The 18044-nt window shown below is 46.0% G+C and carries 13 protein-coding genes; 6 read left to right on the top strand and 7 right to left on the bottom strand.

The annotated features are described in order from the left end of the window. Nucleotides 1–418 precede the first annotated feature (418 nt). The 4 genes from ABF86_RS04420 to ABF86_RS04405 form a co-directional block, all read right to left on the bottom strand. Entirely contained in the window at nucleotides 419–1369 is a 951-nt protein-coding gene (locus ABF86_RS04420; protein ID WP_011634254.1) for a polysaccharide deacetylase family protein, read from the bottom strand. Nucleotides 1370–1492: 123 nt separating this feature from the next. Beyond that, nucleotides 1493–1945 (bottom strand): histidine phosphatase family protein, encoded by a 453-nt coding sequence (locus ABF86_RS04415; protein ID WP_011634255.1) that lies wholly within the window; start codon nucleotides 1943–1945, stop codon nucleotides 1493–1495. An 88-nt stretch (nucleotides 1946–2033) separates the two neighbouring features. After that, entirely contained in the window at nucleotides 2034–2723 is a 690-nt protein-coding gene (locus ABF86_RS04410) for a VIT family protein (protein WP_074455587.1), read from the bottom strand. A 2-nt stretch (nucleotides 2724–2725) separates the two neighbouring features. Continuing rightward, complete coding sequence (locus tag ABF86_RS04405) at nucleotides 2726–3430, bottom strand: alpha/beta hydrolase (RefSeq protein ID WP_011634257.1); 705 nt, start codon at nucleotides 3428–3430, stop codon at nucleotides 2726–2728. Between the two features lie 78 nt (nucleotides 3431–3508). Here ABF86_RS04405 and ABF86_RS04400 point away from each other — a divergent pair, with 78 nt between their 5' ends. Next, nucleotides 3509–4615 (top strand): transglutaminase domain-containing protein, encoded by a 1107-nt coding sequence (locus tag ABF86_RS04400; RefSeq protein ID WP_011634258.1) that lies wholly within the window; start codon nucleotides 3509–3511, stop codon nucleotides 4613–4615. Between the two features lie 206 nt (nucleotides 4616–4821). Here the strand turns inward: ABF86_RS04400 and ABF86_RS04395 are convergent, their stop codons facing one another. From ABF86_RS04395 to cysB, 3 genes are all read right to left on the bottom strand, one after another. Then, nucleotides 4822–6543 (bottom strand): NADPH-dependent assimilatory sulfite reductase hemoprotein subunit, encoded by a 1722-nt coding sequence (locus ABF86_RS04395; protein ID WP_074684511.1) that lies wholly within the window; start codon nucleotides 6541–6543, stop codon nucleotides 4822–4824. Between the two features lie 8 nt (nucleotides 6544–6551). Continuing rightward, nucleotides 6552–8387 (bottom strand): assimilatory sulfite reductase (NADPH) flavoprotein subunit, encoded by a 1836-nt coding sequence (locus ABF86_RS04390; protein WP_074684512.1) that lies wholly within the window; start codon nucleotides 8385–8387, stop codon nucleotides 6552–6554. Between the two features lie 544 nt (nucleotides 8388–8931). After that, nucleotides 8932–9861, bottom strand: a complete 930-nt coding sequence (gene cysB / locus ABF86_RS04385; protein WP_011634261.1) for an HTH-type transcriptional regulator CysB — start codon at nucleotides 9859–9861, stop codon at nucleotides 8932–8934. 232 nt (nucleotides 9862–10093) lie between these two features. On the opposite strand from cysB, the gene ABF86_RS04380 reads away from it, so the two are divergent. The 5 genes from ABF86_RS04380 to ABF86_RS04360 all read left to right on the top strand — a co-directional run bounded on the left by ABF86_RS04380 (nucleotide 10094) and on the right by ABF86_RS04360 (nucleotide 18002). After that, nucleotides 10094–10792 carry a phosphoadenylyl-sulfate reductase gene (locus ABF86_RS04380; RefSeq protein WP_074455582.1) on the top strand — a complete coding sequence of 233 codons (699 nt, stop codon included), beginning with the start codon at nucleotides 10094–10096 and terminating at the stop codon, nucleotides 10790–10792. A 25-nt stretch (nucleotides 10793–10817) separates the two neighbouring features. Then, the gene (cysD, locus tag ABF86_RS04375) at nucleotides 10818–11726 is read left to right on the top strand and encodes a sulfate adenylyltransferase subunit CysD (protein WP_074455625.1); all 909 of its coding nucleotides are present in this window, start codon (nucleotides 10818–10820) and stop codon (nucleotides 11724–11726) included. Between the two features lie 60 nt (nucleotides 11727–11786). Continuing rightward, entirely contained in the window at nucleotides 11787–13070 is a 1284-nt protein-coding gene (cysN, locus tag ABF86_RS04370) for a sulfate adenylyltransferase subunit CysN (RefSeq protein WP_074455581.1), read from the top strand. Between the two features lie 103 nt (nucleotides 13071–13173). Then, nucleotides 13174–16725 carry an FAD-dependent oxidoreductase gene (locus ABF86_RS04365; protein WP_074455580.1) on the top strand — a complete coding sequence of 1184 codons (3552 nt, stop codon included), beginning with the start codon at nucleotides 13174–13176 and terminating at the stop codon, nucleotides 16723–16725. Nucleotides 16726–16874: 149 nt separating this feature from the next. Next, on the top strand, nucleotides 16875–18002 hold the full coding sequence (locus ABF86_RS04360) for a Re/Si-specific NAD(P)(+) transhydrogenase subunit alpha (protein WP_074684513.1): 1128 nt from the start codon (nucleotides 16875–16877) through the stop codon (nucleotides 18000–18002). Nucleotides 18003–18044: the final 42 nt, after the last annotated feature.

Genomic DNA, 18044 nt, shown 5'->3' with positions numbered 1-18044 from the left:
AATGATAACAAGATAAGTCTTTTCAAGCGAATTGGTTATTAAGTGGCTGGTATGACTGCAATATAGCCGGTTTATTCATGCATCTTCTGGAAAATGCTGGAACGGTATTCGTTGTAGCATGGGTTTATGGTCATTTTCAGTAGCAGGCTTGATTGGATGTTGAGAATTCAAGATCTAACACAATTCAGCTGTTACCGAACGATTTTGCAGATTCAGCGACGTATACAATAATTTTGTACGCGGATTTTTCTTAACCATAAACTCTAATGGCCAATCTCATCCGGCCGCCCTTCGAGCCTGTACGGAGTTTCCGTACAGGCCTTTTTCATGCGGTACCCTACCGGACACAGCCACTGATTGCGCTGCTATTCATAGTGAGGGGTATTTACCATGGTATTCCTGCGGGTCTAGCTTTGCATCACACGACCTGAATTTCCTGCTTCATGTTGCGAGTCATGCGTAGTACATAGAACAATTCACTTTTATCCCAGGGGGTGAAGCGTGGCAGCTGAAAGAGGTCGCTATTCTGCCGGGCAGCTCCCCATGCTGTTGAAACGGCAGCTTCAAACCCGGCTTCTTTAATCATTTTTATGTGTGCAGGTAGATAGTCTTTTCCCGGCTTGCCATTTGGGTAGGCAAACAGGCGTACTGGCGCGCCAATGATTGCTTCAAGCCTTACCTTGCCTTCCGTTATTTCCATACGAGCAGTCGTATCATCAATGCTCGCAAGTATCGGATGGGTGACGGTGTGGCCGCCTATTTCCATTCCTGCATCGTGTAACCGTTTGACTTGTGCCGAAGTCATCATGAGATTATCTGGTAATTCGGCTGAAATAATGGTGCTAAGTTTTTCTACCTGAGAAGCCCTTGTTTCATGAGACAGATATTTCAGCTTGCCTATCAGAAAAGTTAAAGCTTTCCTCTTTTGTTCAAGCGTGGTAATTACATGAATACCCAGATTGATTGAACTTAGGTCAAGTTTATCCCCTTTGGCAAGGCGTACTGATTCGATGACAGTATCGTTCCACATTCTTCCGCCATCAAGAAAACCAGAAGCAACGAAAAAAGTGGCGGATACTCCATATTGCTGGAGAAGAGGGAGTGCTATTTCAGCATTATCTGCGTAGCCGTCGTCAAATGTGATACAGGCGGCACAACTGGGCAGGGTGCCGCTGCGCAACCTGTTTACTGCCTCGGATAAGGGCAGAACATTGAAGTTATTAACCAGGTAGTTCAAGCCTGTTTCAAACGTCTTTATCCCGCCGCTGCCAAGCAGAAGATCAGGTTCGGGTAAAACACGATGATGAATAACAATAGATAACTTTGCGTTTTTGCCGGCAGGTGAAAACAGTGAGGGCAGTATTTTCATGGGAAACGTATTTGTATTTTGGTCCAACCTCTTTGATAAGGGATCTCGGAATAAGCAAGGATACAGGCAATTCTGCTGTATGAGGTCAGTGTCAGCAGTCATTTTCCATGCTATTTAAGGGATTTACAGTATCTCGGGGGTCATTACGGCTCGCAGGATAATACTTTCTCGCTCATCTTTTTGCTTGCAACTGAACCACCAGACAGAGCCCTTTCGTACACTAAAACCCGTTTCATCCCCTTTTAACAGGAGAGAGGCTATTTCTCCCAGCGTTGGTTGATGCCCCACTACCAGTACAGTGCCTTCTGCCTCAGGCCAGGCAATTGCATTAAGCACTTTGTACGGAGTGGCACCAGTTCCTACTTGATCGCTAGTTTCAAAACGGGTAGTCAGTGCCGAGGCGGTTTGCTGGGTGCGTTTGGCCGGGCTGACTATGATGTGTGTATCTGGTGGCAATTTAGATTTCAGCCATCCAGCCATTTTTTGTGCCTGTTTCAAACCTTTTTCAGTTAATTCACGTGCTGCATCAGGAATACGATCTTCTGCTTCAGCATGGCGCCATAAAATCAGATCCAAGGTTACACTCCTTTTGAATAAACCAGCTCGGGTATTGTGTTGATTGAAATGATGTAAAGCCGACGGTATTGTCGTTATTTAATCGCATTCAGGTGATTTTTTCAAAAAGTGTGCCAGTGAGTGCGGTAAATCCCATGGCAAGTGCCCCCCAGAAAACCACGCGTGTAGCACCTTTCAATATACTTGCTCTTCCAAGATAAGCAGCCAGTGTGCCCAGGGCAGTCAAGGAAAGAAGGGAGGTGGCTGTCACAACAGGGATAATCTGTGATGCAGGAGCAATGATGGTTGCCAGGAGCGGCATGGATGCCCCGAGAGTAAACATGCCTGCCGAGGTGAGAGCGGCGAGAATAGGATTTGCATTGATGTGCTCATGCAGGCCCAATTCATCTCTGAGGTGAGCGCCCAGCGCATCATGTGCCATCAGCTGTCTGGCCACCTCCTTAGCCAGCTCGGGCTTAACACCTCTCCCGATGTAAATATCTGTCAGCTCCTGGATCTCATAATTGATATCCCGGATAAGATGATACTGTTCAAGTGCGATATCTGCTTTTTCTGTGTCTGCCTGGGAGCTTACAGAAACGTATTCTCCTGCAGCCATGGACATGGCGCCGGCAACGAGACCTGCTACGCCTGCCAGCAGAATATCCTCAGTACCCGCATGCGCAGATGCCACACCAATAATCAGGCTAGCTGTGGAAACGATACCATCGTTGGCGCCCAGTACCGCCGCCCGTAGCCAGCCGGTTCGATGCGAGTAGTGAGTGTTATCGTACGTCATAGCTATCTGTTTTGGTGATCTGAAATTAAAGCTTCCTTCAGAATGTTTTTTAGCCAGCGGGAGATATCAATCAGTTCCTGGTCACATACAGCGTGCGCCATCGGATATTCATGCCAGTCAACAGAGTAATGGTAATCGCGCAGCAACTGTAGCGAAGATCGAGCTAATTTAACAGGGACAACAGGATCATAACTGCCATGAGCCATGAATATGGGAGTCAATTGATTGGCTACATGTGCCTCCTGTCTGATCTCGTGAACAAGAGGAAGATATCCTGACAGAACCATAATGCCAGCCAGCTTGTCGGGGTGGCGCAAACCTACGTGCAGCGCCATAGCAGCGCCCTGCGAGAACCCGGCAAGGATAATGTGACTGGACGGAATACCTCTCTGGTTTTCATGTTCGATCAATGCTACGATTGCGCGTTGTGATCTGTACAACCCGGCTTTATCTTCCTGCTTAATAAAATCAGTGTGCTGGATGTCATACCACGCTCTCATTGTATGGCCACCATTGATGGTGACGGGTTGTAGAGGAGCATGCGGGAATAAAAAACGAATTGGGGTCGCTGGTAAATCAAGTGTTTGTACAACAGGTACAAAGTCATTGCCATCGGCCCCCAATCCGTGCATCCACAAGACGGTATATAAAGGATTCGATCCGGTTGCAATATCGATTGCGGAAAGCTGAAGCAGGCTGTCAGACATAGGGGTACGTGAAATTGACGTGGTTGGCTGGTAGCGATAAATTTATCGGGTTCAATATTATCATTGATGAGGAGGCGTATGAAACGCAGAGATTTTTTCAAGTTGGTTGGTACAGGCGCTGCAGCAGCTGTTTTGGCTCCGTCTGTTTCGCGAGCTTCCGCGTTACCGTTGAATCAGGCGAAATGGCGCGGCTATCAATTAACGTACCAGATTACTCTGCCCGCCGCAGGCAAGGTTGCAAAGCTATGGCTGCCGTTGCCGGATACAAATGATACGATTTATCAGTTTACACAAGGAAGTAATTGGAGCGGAAAAGCGACTGCTTCTGCATTTTATATGTTACCCGGTACCTCTTCCCCGGTATTTTTTGCAACCTGGCAAAAGGGTGAAGAACGGGCGGTCAAGGTGAGCAGTATTGTCAAAACAGCCTATCGCACTGCTGATCTGAGCTTTTACCAGGCTCCTGCCAAAGTTTCAATTCCCCAGAATATCAAACGCTATCTGCAGCCTACCAGCCAGATTCCATTGGATAATGCTGTAAAAAAAATGGCACATTCCGTGACTAGCCAGGCTAATGCCCATACTCCTTTGCAACAGGCGCGCGCCATTTATGACTGGATAATTAATAATGTTACCTATGACAACAGTGTGCGCGGGCAGGGCAGAGGGGATATACGGAGCATGCTATCCAGAGCAAGTCTTAGTGGAAAATGCGCGGACATCCATTCACTTTTTGTCGGGCTTGCACGCGCTTCCGGCATTCCAGCGAGAATCCAGTACGGGATCCGCATCGGTGAATCCTCTCTTAACAAAAATCTTGGGAAATCCGGTGATATCAGTACTTCCCAGCATTGTCAGGCAGAGTTTTATCTTTCCGGGTTTGGTTGGGTTCCAGTGGATCCGTCTGATGTGGCGAAAGTCATGGCACTGGAATCTCTACCGAACAACCATGACTCGATCAGTCAGCTAAGAGAAAAATTGTTTGGATCCTGGGAAATGAACTGGGTGGCGTTCAACGATGGTGAAAATGTGGATCTGGGCAAGGCATGTGCAGCCGGCAAGCTGCCATTCTTCCTCTATCCACATGCTGAAATTGACGGGCGACAACAAGATAGCCTGGAGCCGGAATCCTTTTCCTACAAAATTACTTCGGCAACGCTGGTGGGTACCGGCGCCAAACTGTAACTCGGTTATAGCCTGATAATTACCCTGCAAGGAGGGCGTTTATCAGGCATCGGTAAGCAATGGCTGTGCTACTGAACTTGGAAAAAGAACATGGCTGGCAGCTGTTTATACAGCAAGAGTAGCTTCTTCTGAGTCACTGCTGTACGCATAACCTCACTTTTGTGAGATTTTTACGCAATATGTAGAGTATCGCCGCATAGCATCAGTTAGTCATTTGAAAAACGTCCTTCTGTTACTTCACGAATAATTCCTGCGCGAATCGTAAAATCACCAAAATGCTCGTCAGGCAATCGTTCTGTCGCATAGTGACGAAGTACTTCATCAAGCGCTTCAAGAATTGCGGCCTCGCCGATATTTTCACGATAAAGGCGATTGAGGCGCTGGCCGTGAAAACCGCCACCCAGATAAAGATTGTATTTACCCGGTGCGCGGCCGGTAAGTCCAATTTCCGCAATGAAAGGGCGGCTGCACCCGTTAGGACATCCTGTCATTCTGAGCGTAATTGGCTCATCTTGCAGATTGTACCGAGTGAGAATTCCTTCAATCTTCGTAATCAAAGTAGGCAGATAACGTTCACTGTCTGCCATTGCCAAGCCACAGGTTGGAAAAGCGACACACGCCATCGAATTCAGACGCAGCACGCTGTGTTCATTAAAAGCAATCAGTCCCGATCCCACCAGTAATGCATCTATCTTCGGTTTGTCGGCAGTGGCAACGTTGGCAATCATGAGATTTTGATTGGGAGTCAGGCGAAAGTGCCCTTTGTGAACATGTGCAATCCGTGCAATTTTGTCGAGCGTATCGCGGTTGAGCCGGCCGTTCTCAACAAACAACGTGAAATGATGATAGCCATCATCCGATTCTACCCAACCATAGATATCTGCATTGGATGTGAAGTGGTAAGGGCGGGCGGGTTCGAGCAATCCGGCACGATCTTCAATTGCCAGTTTGATCCAGTCCAGTCCTTTATCATCGATTGTGTATTTAAAGCGTGCACGTGACCGGTCAGCGCGATTGCCATAGTCGCGCTGAACTCCCATGACAGCTTCGGTAACAGAAATAAGTCTGTCTGGCGTAATGAAGCCAATAACTGATGCGGTGCGCGGATAGGTATGCGGTACCTTGTCGGTACGCCCCATTCCACCGCCGATTGCTATATTGAATCCCGCTATTTTTCCATCTTTACCCGCGATTGCGATATAACCCAGATCCTGAGCATAAATATCAATATCATTATTGGGCGGGATCACAAATCCAATCTTGAACTTACGGGGCATATAGGTTCGCCCGTAGAATGGTTCTTCCGGTTCAGATGAAGCAATACGTTCTTCACCATACCAGATTTCATGATAGCCCTTGGTCTTGGGAATGACATGATCACTTACTGTTTTTGCCAGTGCTGCCAGTTCTGCCTGCAGAGCCGGAAATTGAGGATTAACCGTAGCCATTACACCGCGTGAATCATCTCCGCATGCAGCAACTGTATCGAGCAATACTTCATGAAGACCACGAATAACCGGAACAATATTGTGCTTGAGCACCCAATGAAACTGGAAAGTCTGTCTGGTGGTCATGCGTAACGTTTCATTACCGTGCGCACAGGCAAGCTCTGAAATCTTCAGCCAGCGTTCGGTTGTGCAGATACCCCCCGGCAAACGCACACGGATCATGAACTGAAAAGCGGGTTCCAGTTTTTGGCGACGGCGTTCATCACGAACATCCCGGTCATCTTGTTGATAAATACCGTGAAACTTCATCAGTTTGATATCGTCGCCTGGTACAGCAGATGTAATACGGTCAAGTAGTCCAAGTGCGATTGTGCCACGCAGGTATTCACTTCCAGCCTTCAGTGCCTCATCCGGGCTTAGGCGCTCAAGTGGTTGGGAAATATCGCAGCTGCGATCAGTGGGAGGGAGTGTGTCTGCCATTTCTATTCTCAATAAACGTCGCGCTGATAGCGCCCATCGCGTTGCAGGTTGCGAAGATACTCTTCTGCTTCTTCGCGCTGAACGCTTGCTTGTTCTTCGATTACGGTGACCAATGTATTGTGGACATCAGGCGCTAGGCGTAACGCATCTCCACATATATAAATATGTGCACCTTCTTCCAACCAGGCATAGACATCGTGTGCATGTTCATGAATGCGGTGCTGAACATAAGTTTTCTCTGCGTTATCTCGTGAGAAAGCGACATCCATTTTTGTCAGAATGCTATTTTTTAACCAGTCCTGCCACTCGGTCTGATAAAGAAAATCCACACGGAAATTGCGTTCTCCAAAAAATAACCATGAACGGCCACCGCCATTTGCTTCGCGTTCTTGCATAAAGGCACGGTAAGGTGCCACACCGGTACCAGCGCCGATCATGATGATGGGTTCGCCATTGGGTGGCAGGCGAAAGTATGGATTGCTCTGAATGTAGACCGGTAATATGGAATCAGCGTTTGCACGATCAGCAAGGTGGCTGGATGCAACACCTGAACGAATTTCTCCATGCAGCTTATAACGTACTGGTGCGACAGTGATATGTGCCTCATCAGGGCAAATCGCCAGGCTGGAGGAAATAGAGTAGAGGCGCGGTTGCAGAGGGCGCAACCCGTCGATAAAACGCTGTGGATCAAGACCTTTGAGCGGAAAAGCGCGAATAATATCAATAATATGATGCTCATGAAGGAATGCCGCACGTTCGACATTATCCATTGCAGTAAAAATATCGGTTGTGCCAGTCAATTCCCCCCAGTGATCAAGAAAACGCAGTGTTGCTGTGGTAATTTCGAATAATTTGCTAAGCGCTTCAAAGAGTGTTGTTACCTGACCCTTTACGGTCAGCGATGTGCCTGGATTCATGTCGAGCGTGGTCAGTAGTGCCTCAACCATCACAGGATCGTTGTTCGCCACGATGCCCAACGCATCGCCCGGCTCATAGGTTAAAGCGGAATCAGCAAGTGATATTTCGATGTGGTGTGTTTCCCGGGTAGAGCCGCGACCCGAGAGAACAATGTTGTCAATGACAGTTGCAGGGAAGGGGTTTCGTTTACCGTAAGCTGAATTATCAGCTTGCTGAGTACTTCCTGTTGTCTCTAGTTGTGATGCGGCGGATGATGTCGCCGCTCTTTTCTCGGCGGTGAGTAGCGCCAGTATATTGCTACTCCATGCAGCAGCCAGTTCTTCATAATCCACATCACAGTCAATGCGTGGCTGCAGCCGTTTTGCGCCCAGTTCCTCGAAACGCTCATCAAGACGTTTGCCGGCGCCACAAAAATGTTCATAGCTCATGTCGCCCAGCGCAAGTATGGCGTAACGTAGTTCAGGTAGTGCTGGCGCCTTGCGGCTTTCGATTAATTCAAAAAACTCCATTCCAGACTGAGGTGGGTCTCCTTCTCCATGGGTGGAGGTGATGATCAGAAGATCCTGCTCTTCTTTGAGTTTGCGAACTTTGTAATCAGCTATGTCAACCAATGTCGGGTTGAGTCCTTGTTCAATAGCCAGTGCTGCCAAACGGATTGCCAGTTCGGTGCTGTTACCGGTTTCACTGATATGAAGGATTGTAAGTGAACGAGCTGCAACTGGTTCTGCTTGTACTACTGCTGCGGAAATACGTGTATCTGGAGATTGAGCCGCAGTAGTACCCTTGTGTAACAAGGCTGACCCAATGCCAGCAAAGTAACCGCTGATCCAATACGCATGTTCAGGTGTAAGAGAAGAGCTTAGTGCTTCGACAAGACGCCACTGTTCTGCAGTCAGAGCGGCTCCTGAGAATTGTGATACCGTCATTTTATTTTATATTTTGGAAGTTTTTCACACGTAGAAATACGTAGAAATGAGATATCCAGCTGGTGGTTGAAATTTTGTAGATATGGCAAATCAATTAAAAACCCGTTTACGCCTGTTTCAGCTTTGCTGTTACAGCACTCTTTAAATAAAGAGTGCAAGCATAGCAACTATTTTTATAATTCAAAAGAATATTAAATTAATTATATATCGTATTTTGTTATATGAAGTATATCTGGATGGCCAAAGAAATTAATAATACTAATTAATTATAAAATAATAGGGAGCGTGAGCTATCCTGGCTCCCGGTCGGAAATTTATTCTTTTATGGTGCTAGTGCTCGCTTATTCAGCTTTATTGTTGCGGGTGTTGCAGGCTGTCAGGCGGAACGTGTATTTCAGCAATATTTATGTTGTGGTGCCGCCTCTAATTTCCGAAGAATATACTGAAATTTTAAGGGGCGGAGTCTACCAGAAAGCGTTCTAGTCATCAATCCGGACAGGGTGGGAGCCTTTTTGTCTATGCCAATTGTTACTACCAATAGCAGTTAGTTTTCAGGATTTCTGAGCAGCCTATTGATCGTTTCTGTATCAAGATGTGTCGCAAACATCTCAATAAAATCGTAAATGTAGTGGCGGATGTAGCTGTTGCGACAGATACCGATGCGAGTAGTACTGGGTTCAAACAGATGTGCGGCATCAATGGCCCGCAACTTTTTATCGCGAGCCGGATCAAAGGCCATCTTTGCCAGAATGCCTACGCCCAAACCGATTTCTACATAGGTTTTGATTACATCCGCGTCAAGTGCTGTCAGTACCACGTTGGGCTTTAGTCCTCTGGATTCAAATGCCTGATTGATTTTGGATCGACCGGTAAAAGCAAAATCGTAGGTAATGATTGTGTATTGAGCGATGGATTCAAGCGTTAACTCCTTAAGTTGGAGTAGTGGATGCCGAGGTGGAACGACGACACAACGATTCCATTCATAACAAGGCAACATAACGAGTTCGTCGAATAATTCGATGGCTTCGGTTGCGATAGCCAAATCGGCTTCACCAGATGAAACCCAGGTGGATATTTCTATAGGGCTTCCCTGTCGCAAGGATAATCTGATTTTTGGGTGGCGTTCGATAAAGCGCTTGATTACAGGAGGGAGCACATACCGTGCTTGTGTGTGAGTAGTCGCAATAACAAATGTACCGCTCTCCTTATCATTAAATTCATTTCCAATTTTTTTCAGGTTATCTGCGTCCTGCAGCATTCGTTGGGCAGTTTCCAGGATCGCAAGCCCTGGCTGAGTGATACTGGTAAGACGTTTACCGTGGCGTGTAAAAATCTCGACCCCCAACTCTTGTTCCAATAGCTGGATTTGTCGACTGACCCCAGGTTGTGAAGTATGCAGAGCATTCGCAGCCTTGGATAAATTCAGCTTTTGTTTTGCAATTTCACGAAGGTATCTCAATTGCTGGAGTTTCATTTATATAACAAACTATAATATATAATTAATTTAATATTCTTTTATATTATAAATATTATTGTTATGCTTGCATATATGTTTAAAGTGCAATGTAAAAATGAGGTCATTTGTGTTGTGTATCATTCGAAGCTATGACAAGTGTAGCGTAGCGTAAGGATTCACATCGGGTTGGCGTGCTTATATAGATTTTTTATGGATATGTATTTGTCAGGTAAAATAACGCTTTATTAATATGGATGAGCAAACATTGCAACAGAAGGTTGAGCAGTTACACAGTTTGTTAGGTAATATCCAGCGGGATTATTCTCCCGCTGTATTTGCCAACAGTTTTGGTGCTGAAGATATGGTATTGACTGATGTAATCGCTCGCCATCATCCGGAAATTGGCATATTTACGCTTGATACCGGACGTCTTCCACAGGAAACTTATGATCTGATACAAAAGACGAAGGAGCGTTATGGTGTTTCCATCCATGCTTATTTTCCTGATTCATCGTCTGTTGAGAACTATGTGACGCAATATGGCCCAAATGGGTTTTATGAAAGTATCGATCTGCGAAAACGTTGTTGCTATATACGAAAAGTTGAACCGCTAAAGCGTGCTTTGGCTGGAAAGCGTGCCTGGATTACAGGAATGCGTCGCGAGCAATCAACCACTCGGGAGGAGCTGAAGTTATCAGTATTTGATAACATTCACGGTATACATAAATTTAATCCCTTGTGCGACTGGACTGAGAAGGATGTATGGAACTATATAAAGCAGCACAATATTCCCTACAATGCGTTGCATGACCAATTTTATCCCAGCATCGGCTGTGCTCCATGTACTCGGGCAATAACTCCCGGGGAAGATATTCGATCCGGGCGTTGGTGGTGGGAAAACCCAGACTCTAAAGAATGTGGTTTACATACTACAAAAGCAGAAACATAAGTTAATGTTCTTAAATCAAAATAAAATGAATCAACAGTCATATTTTACACATTTGGATGCCTTGGAAAGCGAGGCTATCCATATCATGCGAGAAGTTGCGGCAGAGTGTGCCAATCCGGTACTGTTGTTTTCAGGGGGCAAGGATTCGGTTGTTTTGCTGAGACTGGCTGAAAAAGCCTTTCGCCCGAGCCATTTTCCTTTTCCGTTGATGCATATCGATACGGGCCATAATTTTCCGGAAGTAATTGAATTTCGGGATTATCGGGCCAAACAATTGGGAGAACGCCTGATTGTACGCAGCATGGAGGATTCTATTCAGCGTGGCAGGGTCATATTGCGATCCAAAAACCAAAGCCGCAATCCTTTTCAGGCAGTTACTTTACTGGACGCCATTTCAGAATTCGGGTTTGATGCCTGCATTGGCGGTGCTCGCAGAGATGAGGAAAAAGCACGTGCGAAAGAACGTATTTTTTCGTTTCGGGATGAGTTCGGTCAATGGGATCCAAAGAATCAGCGCCCAGAATTATGGAGTCTCTATAATGCGCGAACTCACCCTGGAGAAAACATCAGGGTTTTCCCTATCAGTAACTGGACAGAATTGGATATATGGCAATATATCGGCCGGGAACAGCTGGAAATTCCATCTATCTACTATGCTCATGAGAGAGATGTAATTGTGCGGAATAGTAGTCTGCTGCCGGTGTCGTACCTGGTTCAGCCCGAGGCGGGGGAAAGTGTACAACATATGATGGTGCGATTCCGTACGGTTGGTGATATGAGCTGTACCTGTCCGGTCGCTTCTCAGGCCAGGGGTGTCGAGGAAATCATCGTGGAAACAGCATTAACACGAATTACTGAGCGCGGGGCAACACGTATGGATGATCGCACTTCTGAGGCATCAATGGAGTTGCGTAAACGGGAAGGTTATTTCTAGGACAGTGTTCTGAAATAACACCCGGTTTTAATTTTTTATCTTCATAGGTTTTTCTAGGACATGGCTGCTGTTGAAAATATTGAACCCGATCATGCCGAGCTGCTGCGATTTATTAGTGCAGGCAGTGTAGATGATGGTAAAAGCACGCTGATAGGTCGTTTGCTGCATGATTCAAAATCCATCTTCGAAGATCAGTTGAGTGCTGTTACCAAAACCTCTAACAAACGCGGGATGGAAAAAATTGATCTCTCGCTTTTTACTGACGGATTGCAAGCAGAGCGGGAGCAGGGAATCACTATTGATGTGGCGTATCGTTATTTCAATACACCCAGGCGCAAGTTTATTATTGCGGACACACCAGGCCATGAGCAATATACGCGTAATATGGTAACGGGTGCTTCTACTGCCAATCTTGCAATTGTTCTTATCGATGCGCGCAAGGGAGTTTTGACACAATCCCGGCGGCACGCCTACCTTGCCAGTCTGGTTGGCATTCCTCATCTGGTTGTGGCAATTAATAAAATGGATCTGGTTGGCTATTCCCAGGAAATCTTCAAGCAGATTTGTGCTGAATTTGCTGTGTTTTTACAAGGGCTGGGGTTTCGTTCCATTGAATATATACCAATATCTGCGCTACTTGGAGATATGGTCGTGGAACGTGGTGACAACCTTGACTGGTATTCGGGCAAGCCATTATTGGATTATCTGGAATCCATTAATATAGAACACGATATCAACGTACTGGATTTTCGCTTTCCGGTACAGTGGGTATGTCGTCCGCAAACGGAAGAAATGCATGATTTCCGTGGGTATACGGGTCGAATCGAATCCGGAACAATACGCGTGGGGGATGCAGTAACAGTATTACCATCCGGATTAACATCCCGCATCAAAGAAATTCTTTTATATAACGACAGCTTTGAAACCGCTTTTGCGCCACAATCCGTCATCTTGACCATTGAAGATCATCTGGATATCTCGCGTGGAGATATGCTAATCAATGGTGGAGAGCCGCCTCAAGTTACCAGGGAGTTTGATGCCATGCTCTGCTGGTTATCCGAACAAGCATTTGACCCCGATCGTAAATATATTATCAAGCATACCACTCGTATCGTTAAAGGATTAATCACCCGAATTGACTATCGAGTTGATATAAATACAATGCATCAAGAGCCAGTTAACATTTTGACAATGAATGATATTGCTAGAATTGGAATGAAGGTACAGCAACCACTCGTCATTGATGCATATGCCAAAAATCGGGGAACCGGTTGTTTTATTCTGATTGATGAAGTCAGCAATAATACTGTGGCAGCCGGCATGATTTGTATCCGAGAAAGCTGATTACATTTTCTAAACCGAAAATTATTCCAGTCAATAAATACCTGCCATCTGTTTATTCCTATTTTTGTATTAGAAAAATATCCTGGATATTTGACTAAAATATATGATTGATTCTCAATCAATGCACAATTATTCCTCAATAATATCTGACCCCAGGCTTGTCCTTGAATTTGGCATGTCCTTTCCGGAACTGTATGAACGAGTTGGCCTGGTTAAACTGGATCAGATATTCCTGAGTTTTCTTGGAGAAGGTGATCCCAGATTATGTGATCGGCTGATTCAGGCACGAAAGCATCCAGGGCAACTGTCACCCAAGGATGAATCCGCTTTGCTGATTGAAGTGGCTCCCTGGCTGGAAGACTTTGTTGCGATATTGTTTGGCATTAAAAGTGAGGTTAACACCTTAGCTGCGCGACATCATGAACTGGCCCCCCTTTATTTCTGTAAACGTCAGTTTGTACAGCGGCGTGCCAAAACCAAGGTGAGTGATGAGATATTGCAAACACTGAATGGCCTGGAGCTGGAACGAAAGTTGGTGGAAGAATTTGGCCAGCCTTTTTCGGAGCTTATTTTTGCATCTCATGTTGCTCACTGGATGACGGATGAAGCAAATTATTCGGTACAGCTTGAGCTTGCGTTGCATTATGCCGCTTGGGCGTTGCGTACATCTGCAGGGCAAGTGCATACTCATCAGGGTATTTTATTCAAATCTCCACGTAAACTGGATCCGAAACATCTGCTGTCATTGGAGAGTGATGATTGCAATGGATATATGATGCACCGTCTTGATCATGTTCGGTATCGTGAAGGTTTTTCACTGACAGATCATGGAACCGATTTGACAGGCGCTCTGGATGAGGCGAACTATTGTATCTGGTGTCACGAACAAGGCAAGGATTCCTGTTCAAAAGGATTCTTGCAAAAATCAAAAGAAATTCCAGAAGTAAAAACCTTTAAAAGAAATGATCTGGGGGTGTTACTTGCCGGCTGTCCGCTGGAAGAGCGTATTTCAGAATTTCACAAGCTTAAAACCCAGGGGGTTGCGATTGGCAGTTTGGCCATGATCGTGCTGGACAATCCGATGTGTGCAGGAACCGGGCACCGTATCTGTAACGATTGCATGAAATCATGCATTTATCAGAAACAGGATCCCGTCAATATTCCCCAGGCTGAAACACGCACACTTAAGGATGTACTCGAATTACCTTGGGGATTTGAGATTTACAGCTTGCTAACGCGCTGGAATCCGCTTAATTTGCACAGACCCTATCCCAAAGCGGCAACAGGCAAGAAAGTGCTGGTGGTTGGTATGGGGCCGGCAGGCTACACATTGTCACATCATCTTATGAATGATGGCCATACCGTAGTGGGTGTGGATGGATTAAAAATAGAGCCTTTATCAGCCAATATCTCTGGAATAGATATAAAAGGCGAGCGTAATTCTTTTATGCCGATTTACGATGTCAAGCAGTTAAGCGAAGATCTAGATGAACGATTGCCTGCCGGGTTTGGTGGTGTAGCTGAATATGGTATTACAGTACGTTGGGATAAGAATTTCCTTAAACTGATCCGTTTATTACTGGAACGTCGTTCGGAATTTGCTCTTTTCGGTGGTGTGCGCTTTGGAGGCACGCTGACTGTCGATGATGCATGGCAGCTAGGATTTGATCATATTGCACTAGCAGCAGGCGCTGGACGTCCAACTATTTTGAATATACCCAACGGATTAGCTCGAGGCGTGCGAGCTGCATCTGACTTCCTGATGGCGCTTCAGCTAACGGGAGCTGCCCAGAGCAATTCTATCGCCAACATGCAGTTGCGTTTACCGGTGGTCGTGATAGGGGGTGGATTGACAGCAATCGATGCTGCAACAGAAGCGCTGGCTTATTACCCCATTCAGGTAGAAAAATTCCTGAAGCGCTATGAAATATTGGCAGCAGTACAAGGAGAGGCTGTAATACGCGCTAGTTGGGACATTGAAGAGTGTGAAATTGCTGAAGAATTTATGAGTCACGCACGAGCTATCCGTAATGAGAAAGCTCAGGCGGGACAGGAAAATCGCGAACCTCGTGTTGCGGCATTGCTGCAATCCTGGGGTGGCGCTATAGTTGCTTATCGAAAACGATTGATCGACAGTCCTTCCTATACGCTGAATCATGAAGAAGTAGAGAAAGCGTTGGAGGAGGGTATCTATTTTGCCGAAGGCCTGACTCCATTGAGGATTGATATTGATCAATGGGAGCATGTTCAATCTATCTGTTTTGTTGTTCAGGCAGTGGATGAGGAGGGTAATTGGTATAAAGTGAGGGAGGTAGTTCAACCTGCTCGAACAATATTGGTGGCAGCTGGAACCCAGCCGAATACTGTTCTGGCACGTGAAGACTCACAGTATTTCAAACTGAATGGACACTATTTTGCTTCTTATGATGAACAAGGTCAGCCTGTAGATGTCATTAAAGGTAATCCCAAGCCTGAGACGCCCGCGGTATTATTGAGCCACTCTAGTGATGGACGTTTCATCAGTTTCTTTGGTGACCTGCATCCATCTTATTCAGGTAATGTGGTTAAAGCAATGTCCAGTGCCAAACAAGGTTATCCAGTGGTCAGCCGAGTGCTTGCTCAGATTGATCCCGTATCAGTACAAACCGCTTCTCAATTTTTCATTGAAATTGGAGATGAGTTGCGCGCTACCGTGCATAAGGTGGAACGCCTGACACCAAACATCATAGAAGTTGTCGTTCATGCACCTTTGGCTGCTCGTCATTTTCGCCCTGGGCAATTTTATCGTTTTCAAAATTATGCTTCATTTGCAAGAAGTTCTGAGCACACTCGTTTGGCTATGGAAGGAATTGCCCTTACAGGCGCTTCAGTTGATACCTCGAAAGGTTTGGTATCATTGATCGCACTGGAAATGGGTGGATCTGCAAATTTGTGCTCGTTACTTCAACCTGGTGAGCCGGTTATTTTGATGGGGCCAACCGGAACACCAACGGAAATTGAATCCAATGAAACTGTTATATTGGTTGGTGGCGGGCTAGGTAATGCAGTATTGTTCTCGATTGGTGCTGCTGCCCGGGTTGCTGGTTGTAAAGTATTGTATTTTGCGGGCTACAAAAAATTGGCTGACCGCTACAAAGTGGCAGAAATAGAAGCGGCAGCCGATACCATTGTTTGGTGCAGTGACGAATCACCAGGATTCCAACCTTCTCGTCCAGGCGATTTGAGTTATGTGGGTAATATTGTGCAGGCAATGGTTGCTTATGCCAATGGTGAGCTGGGTCATACACCGATTTCCATGCAGGCTGCCGACCGTATTATAGCAATCGGCTCCGATCGCATGATGGCAGCAGTTGCTGCTGCACGGCATCAGCAACTGGCACCTTATCTTAAAGCCGGACACTTTGCAGTGGGATCGATTAATTCCCCGATGCAGTGCATGATGAAGGAAATCTGCGCGCAATGCCTGCAACCTCAAAAGAATCCCGAGACAGGCGAGATTTCATACGTTTTTTCCTGCTTTAATCAAGATCAGCCATTGGATCTGGTCGATTTCGGTGGATTAGCTTCACGTTTGCGCCTGAATAGTGTGCAGGAAAAACTGACAAGTCACTGGATTGGACATTGTTTGCAACACAGTAATAATCATGCATCTTAGTCAGATATCATGAATGCTGCCAAAATCAATCTGTTTTAAATTGATTTAGAATTTGGTATTAAATTGAATGAGTGTGATGGATTTTGCTGTGGTTGTCAGTACGACAATTTTTGATTAATGAATTAATAAAATAACAAGGGAGAACATCCATGCACATAGGCATACCTGCCGAAACGCGTGCAGGAGAAACACGCGTGGCGGCTACGCCAGAAACCGTCAAGAAATTGGTTGCCAAGGGACTGCATACTGTTCTGGTGCAGGCAGGAGCGGGCATAAACGCCAGCATCCCTGATTCCGCATACCAGGAAGCAGGTGCAGTAATCGTCTCCGGTGCTTCGCAGTTATATGAGCAATCCCAGATCATACTGAAGGTTCGGGGCCCTGAAGCCAGCGAACTGGTTCATATGAAAAAAGATGCGATACTGATTGGTTTGCTTGCACCTCATCTTGCAGAAGAAATTGAGATAGTAGCCCGGCATGGTGTCACTGCATTCGCGATGGAAAAACTACCCCGTATATCACGGGCCCAAAGTATGGATGTGCTGTCTTCTCAGGCCAATATTGGTGGTTACAAAGCAGTTATTCTGGCTGCTAATGTATACCAGAGATTTTTTCCCATGCTGATGACGGCAGCCGGTACGGTTAAAGCCGCACGTATGTTGATTCTAGGAGCTGGTGTGGCTGGGTTGCAGGCGATTGCAACAGCCAAACGCTTGGGTGCAGTGATTGAAGCATTTGATGTGAGGCCAGCAGTCAAAGAGCAGGTAGAAAGCTTGGGAGCTAAGTTTGTGGAAGTTCCATTGACGGATGAGGAAAAAGCTAAAGCAGAGACTGCTGGCGGATACGCGGCTGAAATGTCGGAGGATTACAAGCGTCGGCAGAGCAATCTGATTCATGAACGTGCCGCTGCTGCAGATATTATCATTACAACTGCTTTGATTCCGGGTCGCCCGGCTCCCATCCTGATTAGTGAAGAAACAGTCAAGGCGATGAAGCCCGGCTCGGTAATAGTGGATATGGCCGTTGAAGCAGGTGGAAATTGTTCGTTATCAGAGCTTGGCAAAACTGTAGTTAAACACGGCGTGCATTTGGTTGGCATAGCAAATCTCCCAGGATTGGTGGCGACAGACGCCAGTGCGTTATATGCACGTAATCTGTTAAATTTCCTAAATCTAATATTGGATACACAGACTGGCGAGCTTAAAATAGATCGCGAAGACGAGATTGTCAAAGGAAGCCTGGTCTGTACGGCTGGAGAAATTATAGGTAAATCATAAAAGTCGGTTGTATTGTTTACACATAAAATTTATGAATCTCTA

The organism is Nitrosomonas sp. GH22 (assembly GCF_009833115.1).
Lineage (GTDB): Bacteria > Pseudomonadota > Gammaproteobacteria > Burkholderiales > Nitrosomonadaceae > Nitrosomonas > Nitrosomonas eutropha.
Note: the sequence above shows the minus strand (reverse complement) of the source record. Positions and strands in the feature narration are given on the sequence as shown.